The sequence below is a fragment of the Pseudomonas sp. GZD-209 genome (assembly GCF_049310485.1).
GTDB classification, from domain to species: domain Bacteria; phylum Pseudomonadota; class Gammaproteobacteria; order Pseudomonadales; family Pseudomonadaceae; genus Aquipseudomonas; species Aquipseudomonas sichuanensis.
Genome location: NZ_JBMOWQ010000185.1, coordinates 1 through 18,457 on the forward strand (window position 1 = coordinate 1; position 18,457 = coordinate 18,457).

19 protein-coding genes are annotated in these 18,457 nt (G+C 65.0%); 9 read left to right on the forward strand and 10 right to left on the reverse strand.

Going from position 1 to position 18,457, the window contains the following annotated elements; translation table 11 throughout:
• Window positions 1–69: 69 nt before the first annotated feature.
• Window positions 70–663: a nitroreductase family protein gene (locus ACO6VM_RS19980; RefSeq protein WP_401057680.1), complete on the reverse strand. Its 594-nt coding sequence runs from the start codon at window positions 661–663 to the stop codon at window positions 70–72.
• Between the two features lie 145 nt (window positions 664–808).
• Here ACO6VM_RS19980 and ACO6VM_RS19985 point away from each other — a divergent pair, with 145 nt between their 5' ends.
• The 3 genes from ACO6VM_RS19985 to gabP all read left to right on the forward strand — a co-directional run bounded on the left by ACO6VM_RS19985 (window position 809) and on the right by gabP (window position 4,218).
• Window positions 809–1,258: a YcgN family cysteine cluster protein gene (locus tag ACO6VM_RS19985; RefSeq protein ID WP_232880653.1), complete on the forward strand. Its 450-nt coding sequence runs from the start codon at window positions 809–811 to the stop codon at window positions 1,256–1,258.
• 42 nt (window positions 1,259–1,300) lie between these two features.
• Window positions 1,301–2,509 carry a hypothetical protein gene (locus ACO6VM_RS19990; RefSeq protein ID WP_401057681.1) on the forward strand — a complete coding sequence of 403 codons (1,209 nt, stop codon included), beginning with the start codon at window positions 1,301–1,303 and terminating at the stop codon, window positions 2,507–2,509.
• A 311-nt stretch (window positions 2,510–2,820) separates the two neighbouring features.
• Complete coding sequence (gene gabP / locus ACO6VM_RS19995) at window positions 2,821–4,218, forward strand: GABA permease (RefSeq protein ID WP_422403712.1); 1,398 nt, start codon at window positions 2,821–2,823, stop codon at window positions 4,216–4,218.
• Window positions 4,219–4,314: 96 nt separating this feature from the next.
• Here gabP and ACO6VM_RS20000 read toward each other — a convergent pair whose 3' ends face one another.
• From ACO6VM_RS20000 to ACO6VM_RS20025, 6 genes are all read right to left on the reverse strand, one after another.
• Window positions 4,315–5,355 (reverse strand): GlxA family transcriptional regulator, encoded by a 1,041-nt coding sequence (locus tag ACO6VM_RS20000; protein WP_422403713.1) that lies wholly within the window; start codon window positions 5,353–5,355, stop codon window positions 4,315–4,317.
• Between the two features lie 62 nt (window positions 5,356–5,417).
• Window positions 5,418–6,272: an ABC transporter permease gene (locus ACO6VM_RS20005; RefSeq protein ID WP_401057684.1), complete on the reverse strand. Its 855-nt coding sequence runs from the start codon at window positions 6,270–6,272 to the stop codon at window positions 5,418–5,420.
• Complete coding sequence (locus ACO6VM_RS20010; RefSeq protein WP_401057685.1) at window positions 6,259–7,110, reverse strand: ABC transporter permease; 852 nt, start codon at window positions 7,108–7,110, stop codon at window positions 6,259–6,261. Before ACO6VM_RS20010 ends, ACO6VM_RS20005 begins: the two co-directional genes overlap by 14 nt.
• On the reverse strand, window positions 7,107–8,198 hold the full coding sequence (locus tag ACO6VM_RS20015) for a quaternary amine ABC transporter ATP-binding protein (protein WP_401057686.1): 1,092 nt from the start codon (window positions 8,196–8,198) through the stop codon (window positions 7,107–7,109). The genes ACO6VM_RS20010 and ACO6VM_RS20015 overlap by 4 nt, the downstream gene beginning before the upstream one ends.
• 74 nt (window positions 8,199–8,272) lie before the next feature.
• Window positions 8,273–9,124, reverse strand: coding sequence for a glycine betaine ABC transporter substrate-binding protein (locus ACO6VM_RS20020; protein WP_401057687.1), 852 nt, complete (start codon window positions 9,122–9,124; stop codon window positions 8,273–8,275).
• A 154-nt stretch (window positions 9,125–9,278) separates the two neighbouring features.
• Window positions 9,279–9,971 carry a GntR family transcriptional regulator gene (locus ACO6VM_RS20025; protein WP_401057688.1) on the reverse strand — a complete coding sequence of 231 codons (693 nt, stop codon included), beginning with the start codon at window positions 9,969–9,971 and terminating at the stop codon, window positions 9,279–9,281.
• Between the two features lie 409 nt (window positions 9,972–10,380).
• Here ACO6VM_RS20025 and ACO6VM_RS20030 point away from each other — a divergent pair, with 409 nt between their 5' ends.
• The 5 genes from ACO6VM_RS20030 to ACO6VM_RS20050 all read left to right on the forward strand — a co-directional run bounded on the left by ACO6VM_RS20030 (window position 10,381) and on the right by ACO6VM_RS20050 (window position 16,491).
• The gene (locus ACO6VM_RS20030; protein ID WP_401057689.1) at window positions 10,381–11,106 is read left to right on the forward strand and encodes a GntR family transcriptional regulator; all 726 of its coding nucleotides are present in this window, start codon (window positions 10,381–10,383) and stop codon (window positions 11,104–11,106) included.
• An 89-nt stretch (window positions 11,107–11,195) separates the two neighbouring features.
• On the forward strand, window positions 11,196–12,515 hold the full coding sequence (locus ACO6VM_RS20035) for an NAD(P)/FAD-dependent oxidoreductase (protein ID WP_401057690.1): 1,320 nt from the start codon (window positions 11,196–11,198) through the stop codon (window positions 12,513–12,515).
• A gap of 186 nt (window positions 12,516–12,701) precedes the next feature.
• On the forward strand, window positions 12,702–14,030 hold the full coding sequence (locus ACO6VM_RS20040) for an MFS transporter (RefSeq protein WP_401057691.1): 1,329 nt from the start codon (window positions 12,702–12,704) through the stop codon (window positions 14,028–14,030).
• A 66-nt stretch (window positions 14,031–14,096) separates the two neighbouring features.
• Window positions 14,097–14,999, forward strand: coding sequence for a dihydrodipicolinate synthase family protein (locus ACO6VM_RS20045; protein WP_422403714.1), 903 nt, complete (start codon window positions 14,097–14,099; stop codon window positions 14,997–14,999).
• 1 nt (window position 15,000) lies between these two features.
• On the forward strand, window positions 15,001–16,491 hold the full coding sequence (locus tag ACO6VM_RS20050) for an aldehyde dehydrogenase (protein ID WP_401057693.1): 1,491 nt from the start codon (window positions 15,001–15,003) through the stop codon (window positions 16,489–16,491).
• A gap of 132 nt (window positions 16,492–16,623) precedes the next feature.
• Here the strand turns inward: ACO6VM_RS20050 and ACO6VM_RS20055 are convergent, their stop codons facing one another.
• Both ACO6VM_RS20055 and ACO6VM_RS20060 read right to left on the reverse strand, forming a co-directional pair.
• Window positions 16,624–17,094, reverse strand: a complete 471-nt coding sequence (locus ACO6VM_RS20055; protein ID WP_046856681.1) for an RNA methyltransferase — start codon at window positions 17,092–17,094, stop codon at window positions 16,624–16,626.
• A 71-nt stretch (window positions 17,095–17,165) separates the two neighbouring features.
• Window positions 17,166–17,531, reverse strand: a complete 366-nt coding sequence (locus tag ACO6VM_RS20060) for a YajD family HNH nuclease (protein WP_110992478.1) — start codon at window positions 17,529–17,531, stop codon at window positions 17,166–17,168.
• A 131-nt stretch (window positions 17,532–17,662) separates the two neighbouring features.
• On the opposite strand from ACO6VM_RS20060, the gene ACO6VM_RS20065 reads away from it, so the two are divergent.
• The gene (locus tag ACO6VM_RS20065) at window positions 17,663–17,941 is read left to right on the forward strand and encodes a hypothetical protein (RefSeq protein ID WP_422403715.1); all 279 of its coding nucleotides are present in this window, start codon (window positions 17,663–17,665) and stop codon (window positions 17,939–17,941) included.
• Here ACO6VM_RS20065 and ACO6VM_RS20070 read toward each other — a convergent pair.
• Window positions 17,938–18,411 (reverse strand): cyclic nucleotide-binding domain-containing protein, encoded by a 474-nt coding sequence (locus ACO6VM_RS20070; RefSeq protein WP_258705917.1) that lies wholly within the window; start codon window positions 18,409–18,411, stop codon window positions 17,938–17,940. The two genes, ACO6VM_RS20065 and ACO6VM_RS20070, sit on opposite strands and share 4 nt — an antisense overlap.
• Between the last annotated feature and the right edge of the window lie 46 nt (window positions 18,412–18,457).

The window sequence follows — 18,457 nt, forward strand, 5'->3', positions numbered from 1 at the left end:
GGAAAGAACAAACCCCCCCACAAACATCGACAGCCGAGGGGGAAGGCTTCCCCCCCCCCGCGATTGGCCTTACAGGCTGAACTCACCCTCAGCCGCCAGCTCGCTCAGCGGCCGGCGCGGGCTCGGCACTTCGCGGGCCTGCAGGCCCTCGGCCAGGGTAGCCTTGTCGCCCAGCTTGCCGATCGCCACCATCGCGTGCAGCGCGTAGCCTTCGGGGATCTTCAGCTCGCTGCGGGCCAGCTCCTGGTCGAAGCCGGCCATGCCATGGGTGTGCCAGCCGCTGATGCTGGCCTGCAGCGCCAGGTGGCCCCAGGCGGAGCCGGTGTCGAAGGTGTGCCACAGCGCCGGCTTTTCTTCATCCGAGCCCGGTGCGGCGAAGGTGGTCTTGGAAATCACCAGCACCAGCGCCGAAGCCTGCTGCGCCCAGCTGCGGTTGAACTCGTTGAGGATGCCCAGGTAGCGCTCCCAGCTCGGCGTGTCGCGGCGCGCATAGAGGAAGCGCCAAGGCTGCGAGTTGTAGGCCGACGGCGCCCAGCGCGCGGCTTCGAGGAAGCTCAGCAGGGTCTCCTGGCTGATCGGCTCGGCGGTGAAGGCGCGAGGCGACCAGCGGTTGATGAACTGCTCGTTGATGGCGTAGTCGGCGATACGAGGGGTGGCGCTCATGGCTGCTCCTGCAGTGGGCGGGGTAAAGACCGCACGCTACTGCGTCCGGCAAGCACTGACAAGCGGTCTGGCGTTGCCGCCGGACAGCCTCTAGACTGGCGCCGCCGCGCGCCGCGGATTCAAGTTGATTGCAGGAATACGTGTGATGATCGCCGACACCGCGCCCTTCTGGCGGCGCAAGACCCTCGAAGAACTCGACCCGCGCGAGTGGGAGTCGCTGTGCGACGGCTGCGGCCTGTGCTGCCTGCAGAAGCTCGAGGACGAAGAAGACAACAGCGTCTATTACACGAGCATCGCCTGCAAACTGCTCGACCTCACCACCTGCCAGTGCAGCGACTACCCCAACCGCTTCGCCCAGGTGCCCGACTGCATCCAGCTCACCCCGGGCAAGGCCGACCAGTTCAAGTGGCTGCCGCCCACCTGCGGTTACCGCCTGGTCAGCGAGGGCAAGGACCTGCCGGCCTGGCATCACCTGGTCAGCGGCGACCGCGAGCAAGTTCACGAGCAGCGTATTTCCCGATCCGGGCGCATGCTCAGTGAGAACGATGTGGATGAAGATGACTGGGAAGATCACCTGATTTTCCGCGCTGGTTGAATCGCCCGGGCTTTCGTCTCTGGGGAACAAGGAGTTTTCTGTATGCGTCGCCCGCTGTTGCTGCTGCTTGGCCTATTGGCCAGTTCCCAGGTACTGGCGAAGAAAGTCGACCTCGATTACCAGGTGCGCCTGTTGCCGCAAAGCGGCCAGGCCGAAGTGCGCCTGACCCTGGCCGACGGTAGCGTGGTTCGCAGCCTGGACTTTGACCTGGGCCAGAACGGCGCCTACAGCGACTTCCTCGCCGACGGCCAGTGGCAGGCCCAGGGCGGCCGCGGTGTGTGGCGCCCGGCCCCCGGCAAGACCAGCCTCAGCTACCGGGTGCTGCTCGATCAGGCGCAGCCTGGCGCCAGCCATGAGGCCCGGATAACCGCGCATTGGGCGCTGCTGCGCGGTGAGCAACTGGTGCCGCCGGCGCGCCTTGATCAGCAGGACGGCACCGAACTGGTGGCGCGCCTGACCTTCGAGTTGCCCGCCGGCTGGAAGAGCGTGGAAACCGCCTGGCCGCGCATCGGCCGGCAGAAATTCCGTATCGACGATGTTTCGCGCCTGTTCGACCGCCCCACGGGCTGGATGCTCGCCGGCAACCTCGGCAGCCGTCGTGCGCGCCTTGGCGAGACCGAGGTCACCGTTGCCGCGCCGCAGGGGCAGGGCATGCGCCGCATGGATACGCTGACCCTGCTGACCTTCGTCTGGCCGCAACTGCAGGCGGTGTTCCCGCGCAACCCGGCCAAGCTGCTGCTGGTCGGCGCCCGGGACGGCATGTGGCGCGGCGCCCTGGCCGGGCACAACTCACTGTACCTGTACAGCGGCGCCCCGCTGATCAATGACAGTGGCGCCAGCCCGCTGCTGCGCGAAGTGGTGCAGCTGTTCGCGCAGATCAACGACCGCGATGGCAGCGACTGGCTCGGCGAGAGCCTCACCGACTATTACGCCACCGAACTGCTGCGCCGGGCAGGCGGCATCAGCGATGACCGCTACCAGGCCTTGCAGGCCCGCTTGCACAAGCAGGGCGCCAAGGTGACTCAACTCAAGGGCGCCAAGGCCGACGCCGCGCAAGTCGCCCGGGGGGTGTTGCTGTTGCAGGCGCTGGACCGCGAGATCCGCCTGCACAACCACGACAAGCGCTCGCTAGACGATGTGGCGCGGGCGCTGATGCGCCTGTCCAGCGTGAGCACCGAAGAGTTCGTGCAGATCAGCGAGAACGTGCTCGGGCGCCAGTCCGAGGTGTTGCAGAGCAAGCTGTTGCGCTAGATCGGATTGCTTTTTTGCCTGTACCGGCCTCTTCGCGGGTGAACCCGCTCCCACAGGTCCTGCACTGCCTTCAAGATCAGTGAAGGACCTGTGGGAGCGGGCTTGCCCGCGAACACGGGCGCAGCCCGTGCCAGGCTCCGCGCCGTACCCCTTTGATCCCACCGCACAACCGCTCTGGCATGACCTTCCTGGCCAAGTCCAGGTCCGCCTTGGGCAATCGAGCCCACTGGCGCTCGCTTAGCTTGGATTGGCGCCAAGCCCTTCCAACCCGGCCTGGCGCGCTCCCATAACAACTCCAAGAAGGGATCAGGATGACCAATCCAAGCGCGGGACATGCCGGCGGCCAGCTGGCGCAAGGTTTCAAACCCAGGCACGTGACCATGCTGTCGATCGCCGGGGTGATCGGCGCCGGGCTGTTCGTCGGCTCGGGGCACGCCATCGCGGCAGCAGGCCCGGCGGCCATCGTCGCCTATGCCCTGGCCGGCACCCTGGTGGTGCTGGTGATGCGCATGCTCGGCGAGATGGCGGTGGCCAGCCCCGACACCGGCTCGTTCTCCACCTACGCCGACCGCGCCATCGGCCGCTGGGCGGGCTTCACCATCGGCTGGCTGTACTGGTGGTTCTGGGTGCTGGTGATTCCCATCGAGGCTATCGCCGCCGGGGTGGTGCTGAACAACTGGTTCCCACACATCGAACCCTGGTTCTTCGCCCTGGCGATGACGGTGCTGCTGACCTTCACCAACCTGTTCAGCGTGGCCAAGTACGGCGAGTTCGAGTTCTGGTTCGCCATGCTCAAGGTCATCGCCATCGTTGCCTTCATCGCCCTCGGCGCGTTTGCCCTGGCCGGCGCCTTGCCCGCGCGCGAGGTCAGTGGCCTGACGCGGTTGATGAGTGAGCACGGCGGCTTCATGCCCAACGGCTGGACGGCGATCATCGGCGCCTTGCTCACCACCATGTTCAGCTACCTGGGCACGGAAGCGGTGACCATCGCCGCCTCCGAATCCTCGGACCCGGCGCGCAACATCGCCAAGGCCACCCGTTCGGTGATCTGGCGCATCAGCGTGTTCTACTTGCTGTCGATCTTCGTGATCATCTCGGTGGTGCCGTGGAACGACCCGCTGCTGCCGGTGCAGGGCTCGTACCAGCGGGCGCTGGAGATCATGCAGATCCCCTACGCCAAGCTGCTGGTGGACATGGTGGTGCTGGTGGCGGTGGCCAGCTGCCTGAACTCGTCGATCTACATTTCCTCGCGCATGCTGTTCTCGCTGGCCAAACGCGGCGACGCACCGGCGGCCATTGGCCGTACGTCCAAGGTCGGGGTACCGCGGGCGGCGGTGATCGGCAGCACGCTGATCGGCATGCTCACCACTGTGGTCAACTACTTCGCGCCCTCCGAGGTGTTTGCCTTCCTGCTGGCCAGCTCGGGTTCCATCGCGTTGCTGGTGTACTTGGCGATTGCCTGCTCGCAGCTGCGCATGCGGGCGTTGTTGGAGCAGCAGAATCAGCAGATCGCCTTCAAGATGTGGCTGTACCCCTGGCTGACCTGGGCGGTGATCGGCTTCATCGTATTTGCGTTGGGGGTGATGTTCGTGATGCCGCAGCATCGGTTGGAGGTGTCGTTGACCCTGGGGTTGGCGGTGGTGATTCTGCTGATCGGGGTGGTCAAGCAGCGGCGGCATGCCTTGGCGCCGGTAGCGCGTCCGGCGTGACGCCCATCGCGGGGCAAGCCCGCTCCCACGCACTGCCCCCAAAAGGTTGGTTTGGGGGGCAGTCCAACGTGGGAGCGGGCTTGCCCCGCGATGCTTTCAAGTGTTCTCGCGTTTGGGCGCCTTCACGCAGCCAAACCGCTTCTCCCGCGACGGGCTGTAGCCGAAGAACGACGCATAGCACTTGCTGAAATGGCTGGCCGATACGAACCCGCAGGCCACCGCCACATCCAGGATCGGCAAGTCGGAATACTGCAGCAGCCGTCGGCTTTCGGTAATCCGCAGCTCCAGGTAATAGCGCACGGGCGTGGTGCCCAGTTGATGCTGGAACAACCGCCCGATCTGGCGCTTGGAGCGGCCCACATAGTCGGCCAGCTGGTCCTGGCTCAGCGGCTCTTCAAGGTTCGCGCTCATCAGGTTGATCGCCTCGCGCAGGGGCTCGCTGATGTTGGTCTGCGGCGCTGGCGTGGCGCGCTTGTAACGTGACGCCTCGAAGGCCAGGATCGCGCCGATCCCCTCGGCCAGCTCGCGGCCGCGCAGGCGGCCGAGCCATTCCTGCACCATGCCGAATGCACCGCTGGGGCTGGCGGCACTGAGGCGGTCGCGGTCAACCACAAAACTGTCGCTCGAGACCTGGCTGTGCCGGGCGATCTCGGCCACTGCGCCGCGATGCTCCGGGTGCACGGCGCAACGGTGGCCGTCGAGCAGCCCGGCATGGCCGAGGAACCAGGCACCGTTCCACAGCCCGGCCAGGGCCACGCCTTTGCGTGCCAGGGCCTGTAGCAGGCCGGCCAGTTCCGCCGATGGCGCCAGCGCGGTGCGCAGCCCGCCACACACCACGAACAGGTCCAGCGGCTGTTCGAGGCTGTGGGCCATGGCGCCGGCGGGGCAGATGACGATGCCCAGGTCGCTGGTGACCGAGCTGCCATCAAGGCTGAAGGTTGTGCTTGCGCAGGCGTCGGGCTGGATCAGGTTGGCGGTGACCAGGGTGTCCAGGGCCTGGGTGAAGGCCGGCAGGGAAAAGTGCTCCAGCAGCAGAAAACCCACGCGGGCCTGCTGGCCGGTGGGCTGTACTGCGTTGCTGGTGAACCGTGAGTTGTGCCCTTGCAGGGCGTTGCTGAAGTGTCGTGTCGGGAGCAACGGGTGCTTCTCTTGCTGGCAGGTTGAAAGACGGCGGGCACTGTTGCCCGCCGCACGTAGGTTCAATGGGCGGGCAGGGCTCCCCGGCGTCGTTGCAGCAGGCCGCGGGACAAGCGGTCGAGCAGCAGCGCCACGGCAACGATCGCCAACCCCGCGCGTAGGCCCAGGCCCATTTCCATGCGGGTCAGGCCGCGGGTCACTTCCGCGCCCAGGCCGCCGGCACCGACCAGCCCGGCCAGCACCACCATGGCCAGCGACAGCAGGATGCACTGGTTAAGCCCCACCAGCAGGGTGGGCAGGGCGCTGGGCAGTTCGATCTTGAGCAGGATGGTGCGTGGTGTGGCGCCGGTGGCCTGGCCGAGTTCGAGCAGGTCCTTGGGCACCTGGCGAAAGCCCAGGCTGGTCAGGCGCAGCATCGGCGGGATGCCATAGATGATGGTGGCGATGATCGCCGGCACCTTGCCCAGGCTGAAGATGATCACGGCCGGGATCAGGTACACCCATGGCGGCACGGTCTGCATGATGTTCAGCAGCGGGCCGATGGCGTTGTCGAAGCGCTTGACCCGTGCCGCCAGGATGCCCAGCGGGAAGGCGATGGCCACGGCGATCAGCACCGCGACCGACACCAGGGCGATGGTCTGCATCGACGCGGTCCAGAAGCCGCTGCCCCAGCAGAAGCCCAGCAGCACGCCGGCCAGCAGCGCATTGCGCAGGCTGATGAACACGGCGGTGAGCCCGCACACCACGGCGATCAGTGCCCAGGCCGGGGGCAGCAGCAGGGCTGCCTCGATGGCGCCGAGCACCGTTTCGACGAAGTGGCTGATGACGACGAACAGGCCATGCAGGTTGGCGTTGAGCCAGTCGAAAACGGGGGCCAGGTAGGCGCCGGGGGAAAGGTTCAGCTCAGTGAGTGTCATGGCCGGTCTCCTGGCGGGTGCCGCTCTGGGCGAGGCGGTCGAGGATCAGGGTCAGCACCACGATGGCGATGGCGGCGTTGATCGAACGGGCGATGTCCAGGGTGCGGATGGCGGTGTAGATCACCTCACCCAGCCCGCCGGAGCCGACGATGCCGGCGATCACCACCATGCCGAAGGCCATCATCAGGCTCTGGTTGATGCCGGTCATGATGCTCGGCAGGGCGAACGGCAGGCGGATCTTGACGAACTGCTGCCAGCCGGTGGTACCGCTGGCGTGGCCCAGTTCGATGAACACCTTGGGCGTCATGCGGATGCCCAACGCGGTCAGGCGCACCACCGGCGGTACGGCGACGATGAAGGTGGCCACCAGCGCGGTGCCCGCGCCATAGCCGAGCAGGGCGATGGCCGGCAGCAGGTAGATGTACGGCGGCAGGGTCTGGATCAGGTCCATCACCGGTTCGCTGATGCGGTACAGGGCGGGTGACAGGCCGGCGGCCACGCCGCAGGGGATGCCCACCAGCAGCGCCAGGCTGGTGGCGGTCAACACCAGCGCCAGGGTGCTCATGGTCTGCGGCCACAGCCCCATCAGCGCGCACAACAGCAGCGCGGCCAGGGTGCCGAGGGCAAAGCGCCGCCCGGCCAGGCGCCAGGCCAGCAGGGCGAACAGCACGGCGACTACATAGAAGGGCGCCAGGGTGGTCACGGCCAGCACCGCTTCGTACAGCGCCTTGAGCACGTCGTTGACCGCGTCGAACAGCTGCGAGGCGTTGTCCGACAGCCACATCAGGCCGTTGTCGACGGTTTCGTCGAAGGCAGCGGCAAAGTCGGCGGGGTTCATGCCGAGCCCTCCCGCGAGGTGGGCACCGCGTGCAACGGTGTTTCCGGCGGCACGCCCTGCACCGCGCGCAGCAGGGCGCGCTGGCTGATCACGCCCACCAGCACGCCGTTGTCGCGGATGCCCACGGCATCCTGCCCCGAGCGGATCAGCAGGTTGATCAGGGTGTCCAGGTCGCTGTCGGGGCTGGCGCATTCCAGGTGTTCGAGGTTCTCGCCACGGGGCGGCTGCATGATCGAATGGGCCTTGACCAGATGCAGGCGCGAGATGCCGGCGACGAACTCGGCCACGTAGTCGTCGGCTGGGCTGAGCACGATGTCCTCGGCGGTGCCTTCCTGGATGATCACCCCGTCTTTCATGATGGCGATGCGGTCGCCGATGCGGATCGCTTCCTCCAGGTCGTGGGTGATGAACACCGCCGACTTGCCCAGCGACTTGGTCAGCTGGCGGAACTCGTCCTGCAACTGGCGGCGGATCAGCGGGTCGAGGGCGCTGAACGGCTCGTCCATGAGGATCACTTCCGGGTCCGAGGCGATGGCCCGGGCCAGGCCGACGCGCTGCTGCATGCCGCCGGACAGCTCTGCCGGGTAGCGGTTGGCCCAGTCGCTCAAGCCCACCTTGGCCAAGGCGCGGCCGGCCACCTCATGGCGCTCGGCCTTGCCCACGCCTTGCACTTCAAGGCCGAAGGCGGCGTTCTCCAGCACCGTGCGGTGCGGCAGCAGGGCGACGCTCTGGAACACCATGCCGATGTGTTTGGCGCGCACGTCGCGCAGGGCGGCGGCATCGAGCTTGGCGATATCCCGGCCCTTGACCAGCACTTCGCCGCTGGTGGGGGTGATGAGCCGGTTGAGCAGGCGGATCAGCGTGGACTTGCCGCTGCCGGACAGGCCCATGATGCAGAAGATCTCGCCGCGGCGGACCTGCAGGCTGACGTCCGAGACGCCCACCACGCAGCCGTATTCCTGGAGGATCTGGGTCTTGCTCAGGCCGCGCTCGCGGTAGGCCTGCAGGGCGGCCGGCGCGCGGTCGCCGAAGATCTTCCAGACGCCGCGGCAATCGACCAGTGTTTCAACAGCATGTTCAGTATTCATAGGTGCACCCGAACCAGAGTCTTCTGGTGTGTTCTTGTGTCAAGTTCGGCAGTGGCGAAAAGGTGTGGCGCTAATCAGTATTTTTTGATGTTTTCCCAGCGCTTGAGCAGGTCTGCATGCTTGTCGGCCCAGTCCTTGACCGCGTCGTCCATGGTCTTGCCGTCCTTCACCGCGCCGTTGATGGCAGTGATGTCGGCCAGGGGCACATAGACGCTGGCGATCACTTCACGGGCCTGAGGATTGGCGGCGGAGAAGCCTTTCTGGCCGACCCAGTAGTAGCCCTGGGGTGGGGCGAAGGCGCCTTTGGGGTCCTTGAGGAACTTGATGTCGTATTTCTGCGCCATCCAGGACGGCTCCCACAGGGTCACGGCCACCCACTCCTTACGGTCAACGGCAGACTTGAGCGCGGCGGTCATGGCCGCAGTGCTGCCTTCGAGCAGGTTGAGCTTGAGGTCGTAGGCCTTTACTGCGTTGGCGGCTTCGTTCATCAGGCCCGAACCCGGCTCGATGCCGACAACCTTGTTGCCGAACTTGTCGGCGTTTTCATTGAGCTGCTCGATCGAGTCGATGGTCACGTACTTGGGCACGGCGATCGCCTGGTACAGGCCGTGGGACACCGGCGAGATCTTCTCCAGGCGGTTCTTGTTCTTGTTCCAGTAGTCCTGGGCCACGTAGTCGATCTGCGAGGCGAGGATCTGCACATCGCCCTTGCCCAGTGCTGCATAGGCGATGCCCCATTCGGAAAACGAGGTCACTTCGACCTTGTAGCCGGCGTCTTCCAGGACTTTCTTGGTGATGCCGCTGATGGGCGTGAGGTCTTCCCAGGACAGGGTGCCCATCTTGATGACCTTGTCGTCGGCGTGGGCCTGGCACAGGCCGAGGCCGACAATGGTCAGTGCGCAAAGCGCCTTGCGGATGCGGTTCATGTGTTGCTCCTTCGAGGTGTCGAGTGGGCTTTTGGGGCCCTTCATGTTGTTGTCGTTGTTGAATTTCACCTGCGCGGGTCCGCCGCCGGGCCGAAGCCCGCCAGGGGTGCGTACTACCAAGTCCGTTGTTCACCGGGCACCGCCCGGGGCGCGCTCAGCTGCCGCCGATGCCGCTGGCCAGGTCGTCGACCAGCCCTTGCGGGGCGATGTACAGCTGCATGTTGCAGCGCGACAGTTCCCAGTGTTCGAACACCAGGTCGACCACCGCGCCTTCGTCATGCCGGTCGAAGGCCTCGATGAAACCGTCGTGGTGTTCCACGGCCAGGGCCAGGTGGCGCTCCATCTCGCTGTTGCGCGGGCGGAAGAAGGTGTGGCCGATGCGTGCGTGGTCGATCAGCAGGCGGCCGAGGCTGGGTTCCAGGTAAGGGTTGCCCGACATCTGGCCCATGATTTCGTGGAAGCGGTTGTTGGCCACCACCATGCTGCGGGCGTCATGCTCGGCACTGGCACGGCGGAAGCGCTCCTGGGTGGCGCGCAGGTCGCGCAGCTGGCCCGGCTTGTAGTTTTGCACCGCCAGGCGGCCGATGGCGGCGTAGACCATGGGCGCGACCAGGAAGAAGTTGCGCAGGGTCGAGTGGTTCATCGGCGCCACCCGGGCGCCACGGTTTTCCTGGATGTCGAGGTAGCCTTCGCCGGCCAGGCGGCGGAACACCTCGCGGACCGGGGTTCGCGACAGGCCGTAGCGCTCGCTCAGGCCAAGTTCGTCGAGCACCTGGTCGGGGTCCAGCTCCATGGTCAGGATCTGGTTTTTCAGATCCTCGTATAGATCGTTCTTGCCGCTTCTCATGAAGACCCCCGCTGCGCTGACACCCGGAGTGATGGCTGTTTTGCAGCAGACTCGCACGGGATCGGAGGGCGGTCAATCGCATTGTATTCTTTCTGTATACTTAAAAAATTCAGCAAGAATACTCAGCGGCCCAAGCGTTTCATGGGCTTGCGTGTGGGAGGGCGGGTGATCACAGGGCGCAAAATCGTCGTTGCCGGGCATGAACTTGTCGTCAATGGATAAGCGCCTGCCCTCAGGCCCGTTCCAGCGCGGGCAAACAGCGGATGTGGTCAAATACCCAACAGCGCGCAACGGGTGTTTTCGGCACTCCAACCGCTCATCGAAAAAGCTGTAGACACATTGTCTAACGCTACCCTATAGTCATTATACAAATTGTAGACACAGACCTATGACAAGCAAAAAGGCCTCCATGAAAGCCAACGTCGATGTCCAACCCACCACTGGCGATGTGCCGCTCGACCGCAAGGGCGTCCTCGCCGACGCTCTGCGTCGCCGCATCCTCAGCATGGAGTTGGCGCCTGGCGCGGTGGTCGATGAACTGGCGATGTGCGAAGAGTTCGGCCTGTCGCGGCCACCGGTGCGCGAACTGCTGCGCCAGATCGCGGCCGAGGGCTACATCGAGCTGGAGGCCAACCGCGCCCCCCGTGTGGCGGCAATGAATCACGACTCGCTGCACAGCTTCTTCCTGGCCGCGCCGCTGATCTACATCGCCACCACGCAGCTGGCGGCGACCCATGCCACCGCGCAGGAAATCGAGGGGTTGAAGGCGATCCAGGCCCAGTTCCGCCAGGCCATCGAAACCCAGGACGTGGAAAACCGCGTGCTCTACAACGATGCCTTCCACCTGGAAATCGGCAAGATGGCGCACAACGAGTACCTGATGCCCAGCCTGCGCCGGTTGCTGATCGACCATACCCGCCTGGGCAAGATCTTCTACCGCCACCCGACTACCGATGACATGCAGCGGGACCTCGAGCTGGCCTGCACCCAACACGATCAGATGATCGAGGCGATCGAACGCCGCGATCCCGAAACCGCCGGGCAGCTGGTGCGCGAGCACTTCGAGCTGTCCCGTCGCCGCATGGCCGAATACGCGGCGCCCCAGGGAATGGAAGTGGCACTGGCCTTGACGTGAAACTCACCGCCACCCCACCACCCGGCAGGAGGCCGGGAGGGGCGGGCGTGATGAGGAACAGAAGCTAAAAACAACATCTGGTTCCTGACATGACAAAGATCACCTCGTTGCCCGCCGACGACAGTACGTGCGGTTGGTATCACCTGAGCAAAGGCCGGCGCATCAAGGCGCCGCACAGCGGCCACAGCACGGCGCGCTGGGTTGTGGTCGGTGCCGGTTTCACCGGCCTTGCCGCGGCACGCCAGCTGGCGCTGAACTTCCCCGACGAACAAATCGTGCTGCTGGAGGCTCAGGAGGTTGGCTTCGGCTCGTCCGGGCGTAACGCCGGGTTCGCCATCGACCTGCCCCATGACATCGGCGCCGACGACTATATCGGCGACATCGGCGTGGCCCGCACGACGCTCAAGCTCAACCTCAGTGGTCAGTCGTTTCTCAAGGAACTGGTGGAGCGCTACCAGATCGATTGCCAGATGAAGCACTGCGGCAAGTACCAGGCCGCCGTCGAGCCCCGCGGCATCGCCGTGCTCGAGGCCTACCGCCGTGGCCTGGACAAGCTCGACCAGCCGTACCAGATGATCGAGGCCAGCGAACTGCCCGAGCACATCGGCACCCACTTCTATCGCAAGGCCCTGTTCACCCCAGGCACTTCGCTGATCCAGCCGTCGGCGCTGGTCAAGGGCCTGGCCGACAACCTGCCGGCCAACGTCACTCTGTACGAGCGCACGCCGATCACCGAGGTCGAGTACGGCAACAAGACCGTCCTGCGACACGCCAACGGCTCGATCACCACCGACAAGCTGGTGCTGACCACCAACGCCTTTGGCATGAGTTTCGGCTTCCTCAAGGGCCGCATGCTACCGGTGTTCACCTATGCCAGCCTGACCCGGCCGATGACGGCCGAAGAGCAGGCGCGCCTGGGCGGCAAGCCCTACTGGGGCGTGATCCCCGCCGACCCGTTCGGCACCACGGTGCGCCGCACCCCGGACAACCGCCTGCTGATCCGCAACAGCTTCAGTTTCAACCCCGACGGCCGGGCCAACGGCAAGTACCTGGAACGTTTCGCCCTGCGTCATCGCGATTCGTTCGAGCGGCGTTTCCCGATGCTGTCCGGCATGCCGTTCGAATACACCTGGGGTGGCGCACTGGCCATGTCGCGCAACCACATGGGTTACTTCGGCGAGCTGGCGCCCAATGTATACGGCGCCCTGTGCTGCAACGGCCTGGGCGTGACCCGCGGCACGGCCACCGGCAAGTTGCTGGCCGACTGGCTGGCGGGTGAAAAGAACGAGCTGATCGACTTTGTTCGCAATGCCCCAGGCCCTTGTGCCAACCCGCCGGCAGCCATGGTGTCGCTGGGCTTGAACCTCAACCTGAAGTGGGGCCAGTACCGGGCCGGGCAAGAAAGTTGAATTGAATTAAAGCGTTGTAACTGACGGTTTATTTGCTGGGTCATCGCTACCCGGCCTGCGGTTTCTATTGCGTGCTGTTTTCCCCCCGAAGTGCAACTTCGGGTTCACGGTGCTGAAGTTTCTTTCAGTGGCGCGGGTTCGCTCGGGCGGAATTCAGGGTGCGTTTGATGGTGGCAGGAGAAAATAATGACAACTAACAATGTATCTATCGAAGATGTACCGCTTAATCGCTTTCACCAATTGCTCACCTTGCGTTCGGGCGGCGGCTCGTTTGTCGACGGTTATGTACTGAGCATCATTGGCGTGGCCATGGTGCAGATGGCCGCCGGCCTTGCCCTGAGCAGTTTCTGGCAAGGCATGATCGCCGCCTCGGCGCTGATCGGGATCTTCTTTGGCGGTTTCCTCGGCGGTTGGTTGACCGATCGCTTCGGCCGCAAGCGCGTGTTCTTCGTGGGGCCGGTGCTGTTCATCCTGGCCTCGGTCAGCCAGTACTGGGTCGAGTCAGGGGTGGTGCTGTTCCTGCTGCGTTTCGTGGTGGGTATTGCGGTCGGCATCGAATACCCGGTGGCCACTTCGCTGCTGGTCGAGTTCCTGCCCAAGAAGAATCGCGGGCCGCGCCTGGCCACCCTGACCATCCTCTGGTTCGCCGGTGCGGCGTTTGCCTACATCTTCGGTGATTTCCTGCTGCGCAATGGCGGCGATGATGCCTGGCGCCTGGTGCTGGCCAGCCCGGCACTGATCGGCGCACTGCTGTTCCTGATCCGCCTGGGCACCCCCGAGTCGCCACGCTGGCTGCTCAGCAAGGGCCGCGCCAGTGAAGCCGAAGCGGTGATCAAGGGCGTCTACGGCAGTGGCTTCTCGCTGCGCAACCTGCCCGAGGAGCCGGAGCAGAAGAAACTGTCGTTCCTCAGCCTGCTGCACTCGGGCTATGGCAAACGCATGATGTTCGTCGCAGTGTTCTGGTCCTGCTCGGTGATCCCGGTGTTCGCCGTGTACGCCTTCGCCCCCAAGGTGCTGGGCGCGCTCAACCTCAAGGGCGACTGGGCCTCGTTCGGCTCGGTGGCGATCACCTTGCTCTTCGTGGTCGGCTGCATCATTGCCACGCGCCTGATCAACAGCATGGGCCGGCGCAACATGCTGATCCACAGCTTCTTCTGGTCGGGCCTGGCGCTGCTGGGGCTGGGGGTGTTCCACGCCGGGTCCGAGGTGCTGATCCTCGGCCTGTTCGGCGCCTACGCCTTGTTCATCGGCGGTGCCCAGGTGCTGCAGCTGGTCTACCCGAACGAGCTGTTCCCCACCGAAATCCGTGCCAACGCCGTGGGCGTCGGTACCTCGCTGTCGCGCGTCGGCGCGGCGGTCGGCACCTGGCTGGTGCCCATGGTGCTGGATAGCCACGGCATCGCCTTCACCATGTATGCCGCGGCCGCCGTCACCCTGATCGGGTTGGTGGTGTCGTACGCCCTGGCCCCGGAAACCCGTTCGCTGAACCTGCAGCAGGCAGCGTCGCTGGCTTGATTCGTCACACCGCGCCGGGTGTGACCGGCGCGGCCTGAAACCTTGCGTTCACTGGAGAACCTCATCGTGAAATTCGAAGGCATCTACACCCCGGCAATCACCCCCTTGGCCGCCGACGGCTCGATCGACAAGGCAGCCTTTGCCGATGTTCTGGAATACCTGGTCGAGTCGAAGATCCACGGCGTGATCATTGGTGGCTCCACCGGCGAGTACTACGCCCACACCACCCAGGAGCGCGTCGAACTGGCCGCCCAGGCCAAGGACGTGCTCAATGGCCGCCTGCCGCTGATCGTCGGCACCGGTGGCATCCGCACCGAAGACGCGGTGGCCTTCGCCAGCCACGCCAAAGAGATCAACGCCGATGCGCTGCTGGTCGGCACCCCGCCGTATGCGCTGCCGACCCAGCAGGAAATCGCCCTGCACGTGAAAGCGGTCGACGCCGCCGCCGGCCTGCCGATCATGCTCTACAACTACCCGGGCCGCATGAGCGTGAGCATGGGCGAGGAATTCTTCGACGCCGTGGCCGACGTGAAGAACATCGTCGCCATCAAGGAAAGCTCCGGCGACATGGGCCAGCTGCACCGCCTGGCCATCCAGCGCCCGAACATCCAGCTGTCGTGCGGCTGGGACGACCAGGCCCTGGAGTTCTTCGCCTGGGGCGCCAAAAGCTGGGTCTGCGCAGGTTCCAACTTCATCCCGCGTGAGCACGTGGCCCTGTACGAGGCCTGTGTGATCGAGAAGAACTTCGACAAGGGCCGCAAGATCATGGCTGCCATGATGCCGCTGATGGACTTCCTCGAAGGTGGCAAGTTCGTCCAGGCGATCAAGAACGGCGTCGCCCTCAACGGCCTGAAGACCGGCGGCGTGCGCAAGCCGCTGTACGACCTGGACGCTGGCGAGAAGCAAGAGCTGGCGCGGGTGGTCACTGAACTCAAGCGCAACATCGCCCAGATCACCGGAGGTGCCTGAAATGGCTGACTTGCTGAGCAAGGATCAATACGCGGCCATCGCCGCCGACCTGCAACTGCGGACCAAGGCGTTCATCGACGGTGAATTCCGCGATGCCATCTCGGGCCGCACCTTCGTCACCACCAACCCGGCCACCGGCAAGCAACTGGCCGAGGTCGCTGCCTGTGATGTGCAGGATGTGGACGTGGCCGTGGCCGCTGCCAAGCGTGTGTTCGAAGACGGTTCGTGGGCCAAGCTGCAGCCGGGCGAGCGCAAGCACATCCTGCTGAAATTCGCCCAACTGCTGGAAGACAACGCCCATGAGCTGGCCGTGCTGGAAAGCCTGGACAGCGGCAAGCCGGTCAGCGAGTGCCAGAACGTCGACGTGCCGGAGACCATCCACACCATCCGCTGGCATGCCGAGCTGATCGACAAGATCTACGACAACACCGCACCCACCGGCAACGCTGCGGTGACCATGGTGGTGCGCGAAGCCATCGGCGTGGTTGGCCTGGTATTGCCGTGGAACTTCCCGCTGCTGATGTTGGCCTGGAAGATCGCCCCGTCGCTGGCCGCCGGCTGCTCGATCGTGGTCAAACCGGCCAAGGAAACCACCCTCAGTGCCCTGCGCGTGGCTGAACTGGCGCACCAGGCCGGCGTGCCTGCCGGTGTATTCAACCTGGTGCCTGGCGGTGGTCGCGAAGTGGGCGAGGCCATTGGCCGGCACATGGACATCCCGATGGTCAGCTTCACCGGGTCCACCGACACCGGCCGGCTGTTCCTCAAGTACGCCGCCGAGTCCAACCTCAAGCGCATCGTCCTGGAGCTGGGTGGCAAGAACCCGGCCGTGGTCATGAACGACTGCGAGGACCTCGACGAAGTGGCGCAGTTCGTCACCGCCGGTGCGTTCTGGAACATGGGCGAGAACTGCTCGGCGTCCTCGCGCCTGATCGTCCACAAGGACGTCAAGGACGAGCTGCTGGGCCTGATCGGCAAGCACCTGAAAGACTGGAAGCTGGGCGACCCGCTGGACCCGGACAACCGCCTGGGCGCGATGGTCAGCAAGGCGCACTTCGAGAAAGTGAAGTCGTACCTGGAGTACGCCGCCGAGCACAAACTCAGCGTGGTGCAGGGCGGCGAGACCGAAGCTGGCGTGTTCGTGCAGCCGACCATCGTCGACAACGTCGGCCGCGACAACAAACTGTTCGTTGAAGAGATCTTCGGGCCGGTGCTGAGCGTGACCAGCTTCGCAACGATCGATGAAGCCATCGAGCTGGCCAACGACACCATCTACGGCCTGGCCGCCTCGGCCTACACCGGTAGCCTGCGCAATGCGCTACGCCTGTCGCGGGAGATCCGCGCGGGTGTGGTGACGGTGAACTGCTTCGGCGAGGGCGATGCCTCGACGCCGTTCGGGGGCTACAAAGAGTCCGGTTTTGGCGGGCGCGACAAATCGATCTGGGCGCATGATCAGTACACGGAGCTGAAGACCATCTGGATCAACGCTTCGTAAGGCGAGCAACACCGGTGCTGTTCTGACGGAGTTCGGCACCACCACTGGCCCCATCGCGGGGCAAGCCCGCTCCCACAAGGTCCACGAAAACCTCGTGGGAGCGGGCTTGCCCCGCGATGGGGCCAGACCTGCTTACTTGAACTTCGGCCCCGACCGGGTATTCAAGCCCTTGGCCATGCGGTCATACAGCACCACATTCACCGTCGCCGCCAGGTTCATGCAGCCCTGGGTCGGAATATAGATGGTCTCTTCGCACCACCCCCGCACATCCTCGCTCAGCGAGCCATCCTCAGGCCCGAAGATGTAGATCGCCCGATCCGGGTGGGTGTACTCCGGCAGCGGCCTGGCACCGTCCACCAGCTCCACCGCCACGGGCGTGCAACCCAGCGGGATGATGCGCTGCAGGTCGTCGATACCGATCAGCGGAATGTCGTAGTGCACGCGCTTGGTGTCGGTGACGAAGTCGCGGGCGCGCTCGTAGCGCTTGCCGGTGTAGAACACCGAATTGACCCCATAACAGCCTGCCGCACGCATCACCGAACCGACGTTCTCGGCGGATTTGGGGTTGAACAGGCCGATGCAGCTGTACCGTTTGTTCGCCACGAGTCGGGCCCTTCGCAAAAAAGAGCGCGATTATACGGGGTCGCCGACGCGGTGGGGGCGGGAATCGACGTTCAGTCTTTCTTCAGCAGGCTGGCCAGCCCGGCGAACGGGTTATGGGTGGCCACGGCGGTTTTCGGCGAGCTCAGCGAGCCTTCGCTGAAATACTGCTGGTCGGTGTAGCGCGAGTGCTCGTTGTCGTGGCAGTACAGGCACAGCAGCTCCCAGTTCGAGCCGTCCTGGGGGTTGTTGTCGTGGTTGTGGTCACGGTGGTGCACGGTCAGTTCCGACAGGCGCTTGCCGGAGAACTCGCGGGTGCAGCGGCCGCACACGTGGGGGTACATTTTCAGCGCCTTGTCGCGGTAGCCCATTTCCTTGTCGCGCTTGGCGTCGGCGAGGATGCGGTCGAGGCGGGCGGTGGCAGCGGAGGTGGAGCTCATGGTGTTACCTTTTTCTGATCAGGCGAATGACGGTTATAGCGTCGAGTCTAGCGCGCCTGTGGCGTCAGCGGACAGGCAAAAACGCAAGGATCGGCCTAGCCTGTAGCAAGGTTCCCGACAGGAGGTGGCAGATGTTGCATGCAATCCTCGCCGCGCTGCTGAGCGCCGCCACCCCCATGGCCGATGCCGCCGGCCAGCAGGCCGGCTCCCTCACGCCGGCGCCCGGTGCGCCCGGCACGGCGACACCCACGCCGTATCCGCAGATCACCCCGAGCACGCCGCCCAAGGCCGGCGCCAACCGCCCCGGCGCACCGCTGTTACCGCCCATGCCGGTACCTGGGCCGCCGAAGGATCAGCCATTGCCCGGGTTGAACCAGGACCCGCCGAAAGCCCCAGGCAAGGGCGATTAGACCTGGCGTGCCAGGTTTTGCCCGTCCTGCATGCGCAAGCGCTTGGACAACGCCACCGCCAGGGCGCGGATGATGCGTGCGGCGATGCGCGGCGCGTCCATCAGCATCTTTTCCAGTGAGTCCTTGCCCAAGGTGAGCAGTTGGCAATCGCTGGCCGCGACACAGGTGGCCGAGCGCCGCTCACCGTCGAGCACGGCCATTTCGCCGAAGGCACGGCCCTTGCGCAGGGTGGCGATCTCCACCAGGGCGCCAGTGGCGTCGGTCTTGCGTACCGAGACCACGCCGCGGTGCAGGATGCACATGAACGTGCCGGCATCGCCTTCGCTGAAAATGGTCTGGCCTTCGCTGATCGCGGTGAGGCTGAAATAGCCGGCGGCGGCAAGGTAGTCGCCGGGTTGCAGGGTGTCGAACTGGCCGCAGTCCATGAGCATGTCGCGGATTTCGGCGTTGAGGTGGGATTGGTCGGGCATGTGTTGTTCTTCTTTCAGGCTCGAAATTCAATGGCGCCTTCGTGGG